We start from the raw sequence: 4,580 nt of genomic DNA, 5'->3' as shown, positions 1-4,580 counted from the left end.
ATGCACTTGGCCGCTGAAAAGGTTGAGCCCCACGAATTGCGGGCAGAGATTCTGAAAACGATGCAGTTCAGAGTTGTTAGCCTCGGGGCCTCGTACACCTGTCACCAAAGGAGTCTCGAGTGTCAAAAACCGATGCCAGAACCAAGTTCCGTGGAACACTCGCTGTCGCAGTGCTTCTCACCGGCTTGGCCGCCGCCAAGGGGGCGGCTCACGCCGCGCCGGCCGCCCTGCAGCCCGTCGCCTCGACCGGCTCGTCCGACCTGGCCACCGGGTCTGCGCAGAACGGGCTCGATTCCTTGACCTCCATCCTCAAAAGCATCCTCGGCATTGGTGTTTCCACGGGCCATGGGGGCGGCGTTCAGTAGCCGAATTCCTACCCTGTCAGATGGCCATGCTCACCGACGGCATCCACCCCGAACAGGCTGCCACTCAGTCATTGACCTGTCCCAATACCGAACGAGCGCAACAGCTCTCGTACCGCGACAGGAACGGTCGAAAATAGCGCACGGGTTCGACCCTGCTGCGGAAGTCTCTGACGCCATCGCCCGCAATCCAACAACCCGGACACCTCGCGTCATCCTAGATCACCGCCAGCCCTCCCAGCCGAGATGCCGGTGTCGGTGCGTTGGATCGTGGACGTCGGCATTGGCGCGTGCTGTAACATACCAATCGGTCTGTCTGCATTGCTTCTCTGCTTGAAGAAGGAGCACGCATGCACAAGGGTCGCAGAACGATCGCTACCGGCGTTTGGCGCGCGGGATTCGTATCGGTGGCATGTGTGGCGCTGACCATGACCGGTCCGTCCGCGATAGCACACGCCGACGAAACCGCCTGGCTCTCACTACAACCCGGCGATTGCGCCAATGGCTTCACCGTCGCAGAAATCGGCAACGTAACAAGGTCGGCCTCACTGATGCCCTGCATCGCCCCACATGACGCCGAGGTCGTTGCGAGAATTAACTATTACGGCGAACCGTGGCCTGGTGAGGCCGAGATCTTGGGCCGAGCCTGGACCGTATGCTCGGACCCCGTGCCACGACTGGTCAACAACCGCATCTTCCGAGTGACCTGGTCGGCGATCTACCCCAACACCGAAGAATGGTGGGACACCAACCCCGCAATCGTCTGTACCGTCGTCGACGTTGGCGGCGGCAAGCTGATCGGCGGCTTTGTCGGGCAACCGCAGATTCCGCTGGTCGGCTTCTAGGGGCACAGATGCCATCGTTCAATCCGCGGAATGTTTTGACCACGTCCGGGCGCTGGTCGCGTCCTCGACCTGTACCCGATAGGGCCGCAAGATGTTTGAGGGGGTGACGATCTCGTACTGGCTGCTGTCGAACGCCTCGATCGTGACCATGACGGTGCCATCCGCGTCGGTGGCGACAATCCGGCCGTCGACCACCTGATCCAAGCCATCGGCAAACTGTTGGATGCCCTCCCAATCGAAGACGGCCGCCCCGGCCTCGACAGTGGCTTCGAATTCCGGCCAGACGAGGCCGGCGGGAAGTCGCCCGAAACCGTCGAACTCTTCGACTTGCCATCGCCAATCATTCGGCGGGAACAGCCTCAGGACATCGCGCAGGTTCACCAGTGTTCTCTGGTCGGTCCACATGGGAATCGTTTCGATCGGCATCGATCATTCTCACTGGCGGGACGCCCGAGATGCCACGCCTTTTCGGCATCGCCTCGACCACCGGTCTTGATCGGGTTGAACCGTCAGCGTGGAGCGGTGCTGGTGGTGAAGAGGTTCAGACCCGGCGAGTCTCGCGGGCGGGGCTTTCGCGCGTCGGAAGCCGGTGTCACCCCTCTGTATTAATGTCGGGATCGTTGGTTTTCGGCATGCGAAGGGTGATCGTGCGCATGCTCTGGGGAGGCATGGTGGCATTGCAGGTCGGCGCGATGATTGCCGAGTACAAGATCTTGCAGCGAATCGGTGACGGGGTGCTGGGCGCGGTGTACTTGGCGCGGCATTCGCGAACAGAACGTACGGTGGCTTTGAAGGTGCTGCACAGACTTCCGGACGATTTCGCGGCTCGGGCCGCGTTCGAGCGTGCGGCCGAACTGTTTTCGAGTCTGGACCACCCGAACATCGTTCCCGTCTACGACCGCAACGGTCCCCGTGACGGCTATTTGTGGTACGCGATGCGGGATATCGACGGCGGTGATCTCGGTGCTCTGCTCCGCGGCAGCCCCGGCGGGGTGGACCCCGATCGTGCGATCAGGCTGATCACCAGTGCCGCACAGGCTTTGGACCACGCGCACGAGGCCGGGGTGCCGCACGGTGACGTCAAACCGGCAAGCATCCTGGTCGAGAACGACGATGACGGTGAACGAGCGGTGCTGGCGGATTTCGGGATCGCCCGCGCGCTGGAGGATTTCGGGATTGCCGCGGATGCCGACGTGAACTTCGCCTACATGGCGCCGGAGCGTTTCACGCGAGCGATCGAAATCGATCGGCGCGCGGACGTCTATGCGCTGGGCTGCACGGCATTCGAGTTGCTCACCGGCCGCCCGCCCTACCCGTTCCCCGGTGTGGTGGCGTGCTTTGCGCACATCAACACACCACCGCCGTCACCGCGGGCTTGGCGGCCGGACCTGCCGGTGCGCCTGGACGCGGTGATCGCCAGAGCACTGGCCAAGGATCCCGCCGACCGCTTTCCCACCTGCGCCGAGTTCGCCTCCGCGTTCGCCCGTGCGCTCAGCACCGATACCTATGCGCCGCGCCCCGCCGCACCGGACACGAGCGAGTCCGGCGAACCGTCCGACGAAATCTGGCAGCTGCCGGTGGTATCGGGAGGCAGGGCCGCCGCGCTCACGAATTTCGGCGTGATGCTGGAGCAACGGGGCGCGTCCGGCGTGGCCTTAGCCTGCTATCTGCGTGCGGCCGACGCCGGTTACCTCGACGCGATCTACCGGGTGGGGTTGCTGCAGCATCACCAGGGCGCCTTGGCCGAGGCCGAGGACTGGTACCGCTGCGCCGTCGACCGCGGGTATCTGGGCGGCTTGGTCGGCCTCGGCAATCTGATGAAACAGCAGGGTCGACTCGCCGAAGCCGAAACCTGCTACCGCCGCGGCGCTGACAACGAGAACGACGCCGCGATGAACAACCTCGCGGTCGTGCTCGAGGAACGCGGTGAGCTCGCCGAGGCCGAAACCTGGTATCGGCGTGCGGCCGAGGCCGGCAACAGCACCGGGATGATCAGTTTCGGGTGCCTGCTGCACAAGCGCGGCGAATTCACCGAAGCCGAACACTGGTACCGGCGTGCGGCCGAGCAGAACCATCCACTCGCTGCCACCAACCTCGAGATCCTGTCGCGACAGCGCGGTGCGGCCGCTGCCGACGACCAGACCGGTCCGGACCAAGATATCGACGATGAGGACGCCGGCGCACAGGTCGCCCGCGCGAAACTACTGAAACAGCGCGGTGATTCGGCGGGAGCCGAGAAGTGGTTCCGGCGCGCGGCCGACGGCGACGACAGCGAGGGGATGTACAACCTCGGACTGTTGTTGCAGGCGCGTGGCGAAGCGGCCGAGGCCGAGGCTTGGTATCGGGCTGCCGCCGACCAGGATCACGCCCTCGCGATGGCCCGTCTCGCGTTTCTCCTGCGGCGGCGAGGTGAGCTCGATGAAGCCGAGCATTGGTACCGCCGCGCCATCGACCACGGAAACGACGCCGCGGTGGTCGGTCTCACCGTCCTACTAGAACAGCGTCGCAGACCCGCCCCACCCGATTCCCGCCCCGATACCGGCGAGGGCAGCGTCGTGACCACGAAACACTTGACGAATCTGCACAACCTGGGTTGAACCCAATCTCGTCACGCGGCACACGCTTTCCCTCGCTGAGTACTCCCTGATCTTGTCGCTGGCGGCCCACCGAAGGTGTGGGTGAGCTAGGACAAACCCAGTGTTGCGCTGACCCATTGAGACCACAGGCAGGACGGCGCGTTGGGAGTTCGGGGCCATGGAGGCGGGATTCGAATCCGCGCCCTCCCACGTGTCGTGTCGGTGATCTACCGCTGACCTACTCCATGGCCGTTGGCGAGTCTATATGTGCGCGCGGCCGAGATAGTCACGGGCCGTTCAACTTCCGGCTACCGGCTTGGCCAGTTCGGGTGAGCGGTATGCGGTAGTTCAGTGCGTTCTCCAGGAGTCGCCGTCGGCTCAGGAACCTTCGAGGCCGAGTGCCTTGGCGCGGTACACGAGCGCGTCCATCGCCCAGTGGAGGCTTGGCTTCGGCTCCATCCCCGAGCCGTCGCGCACCGCCCTCACCGCCTGGATCTTGCGCCCTTCCCGAAGCAATCGATCGAACTCGGTACGAGCCTCGACAGGCAACCCAGGCCACTCGGCACGAACCGTGCATTGGCTACAGATTTCGGAGAACCTGGACCGCAGAGAGGTTTGCAGCACACCGCATTCCAGGCAACGGGCCGAGATGTACCGGTCCGAGCAATCAGCGCAGAGCACCGCCAGTCCGGCCTCGGCCGCCCTTCCTTCCGCTCCGCACATCCAGCATTCGAGTCGCTCGGCTTCAGTTTGCACTGCCGGCCTCGGATCGGTCTGGCCACATGCTTTTCCACGCC

At 64.3% G+C, this 4,580-nt stretch carries 5 protein-coding genes and 1 tRNA gene; 3 read left to right on the top strand and 3 right to left on the bottom strand.

Features of this window, described 5'->3' with window-relative positions:
* Nucleotides 1–119 precede the first annotated feature (119 nt).
* Together ACWELQ_RS38750 and ACWELQ_RS38745 are read left to right on the top strand one after the other, a co-directional pair.
* Nucleotides 120–365: a hypothetical protein gene (locus ACWELQ_RS38750; RefSeq protein WP_452401983.1), complete on the top strand. Its 246-nt coding sequence runs from the start codon at nt 120–122 to the stop codon at nt 363–365.
* 347 nt (nt 366–712) lie between these two features.
* A complete protein-coding gene (locus ACWELQ_RS38745; RefSeq protein WP_452401982.1) occupies nt 713–1,207 on the top strand; it encodes a hypothetical protein in 495 nt (164 codons plus the stop codon).
* An 18-nt stretch (nt 1,208–1,225) separates the two neighbouring features.
* Here ACWELQ_RS38745 and ACWELQ_RS38740 read toward each other — a convergent pair whose 3' ends face one another.
* Nucleotides 1,226–1,633, bottom strand: coding sequence for a hypothetical protein (locus tag ACWELQ_RS38740; protein WP_452401981.1), 408 nt, complete (start codon nt 1,631–1,633; stop codon nt 1,226–1,228).
* A 29-nt stretch (nt 1,634–1,662) separates the two neighbouring features.
* Between ACWELQ_RS38740 and ACWELQ_RS38735 the strand changes: the two genes are divergently transcribed.
* Entirely contained in the window at nt 1,663–3,804 is a 2,142-nt protein-coding gene (locus ACWELQ_RS38735; RefSeq protein WP_452401980.1) for a protein kinase domain-containing protein, read from the top strand.
* Between the two features lie 155 nt (nt 3,805–3,959).
* On the opposite strand, the gene ACWELQ_RS38730 is transcribed toward ACWELQ_RS38735, so the two are convergent.
* Nucleotides 3,960–4,031 (bottom strand) — tRNA-OTHER (locus ACWELQ_RS38730).
* A gap of 130 nt (nt 4,032–4,161) precedes the next feature.
* Nucleotides 4,162–4,580 (bottom strand): hypothetical protein (locus ACWELQ_RS38725; protein ID WP_452401979.1); only part of this gene is annotated, 419 nt, incomplete at its 5' end.

This window comes from Nocardia sp. NPDC004722, assembly GCF_053601505.1.
Note: the sequence above shows the minus strand (reverse complement) of the source record. Positions and strands in the feature narration are given on the sequence as shown.